The organism is Xenorhabdus budapestensis (assembly GCF_002632465.1).
Lineage (GTDB): Bacteria > Pseudomonadota > Gammaproteobacteria > Enterobacterales > Enterobacteriaceae > Xenorhabdus > Xenorhabdus budapestensis.
This window is the reverse complement of record NZ_NIBS01000117.1, coordinates 1-773: the sequence shown is the minus strand read 5'-3', so window position 1 is coordinate 773 and position 773 is coordinate 1. Positions and strand designations below refer to the sequence as shown.

1 protein-coding gene is annotated in these 773 nt (G+C 41.9%); it reads left to right on the top strand.

Annotated features, from left to right (window positions below):
* Positions 1–58: 58 nt before the first annotated feature.
* Positions 59–771, top strand: a protein-coding gene (locus tag Xbud_RS19150; RefSeq protein ID WP_209027487.1) for an IS1 family transposase whose coding sequence is annotated in 2 segments (ribosomal slippage) — positions 59–305 and positions 305–771 — 714 coding nt in all. Because the reading frame shifts where the segments join, the coding sequence is not laid out codon by codon here.
* Positions 772–773 lie beyond the last annotated feature (2 nt).

The window sequence follows — 773 nt, the reverse complement described above, 5'->3', positions numbered from 1 at the left end:
GGTCGTGACTCTAAAGCGTTAATTTGATATTCTTGTGTTTTTTTAGTGGAACCCACATGTGACTGTCAAGATAGAAGTTGTTTGCCGATATTGCGGTCAAACCGAACCTGTACGTAAACACGGGACAGGTAAAGCAGGCTTCCCGCGCTATTATTGCAAGGATTGCCGGAAAACCTTTCAACTTAACTATCGTTACAATGGCCATAAACCTGACATGAAAGAGAAAATTGTTGATATGGCAATGAATGGCTCTGGTGTGAGAGACACTGGCCGCGTTTTAGGTGTCGGTATCAATACGGTAATACGCACTTTAAAAAACTCTCGCCAAAACAAGTAACAACGAGACAGGCCGTTTACGAAGATGTGACTCTCATCTGTGAATTAGATGAACAATGGTCTTTTGTGGGCAACAAAAAACAACGCCATTGGCTTTGGTATGCGTTTGATACAAAAAGAAAACAGGTCATAGCCCATGTATTCGGTCCGCGAACCGATGCAACCTGCCGAAAATTGCTCGACTTACTGACCCCTTTTAGCATTCGTTTCATCACGACGGATGACTGGGGGAGTTACACCCGAGAAATTGAGTCTGAAAAGCATTTAGTGGGAAAAATTTTTACTCAACGCATTGAGCGGCATAATCTCAATCTGCGTATTCATATCAAACGATTGGCAAGAAAAACAATTTGTTATTCACGTTCGATAGAAGTCCACGAAAAGCTGATTGGTGCATATATTGAAAAACATCATTACAACGCTTTGGAGTCATGACC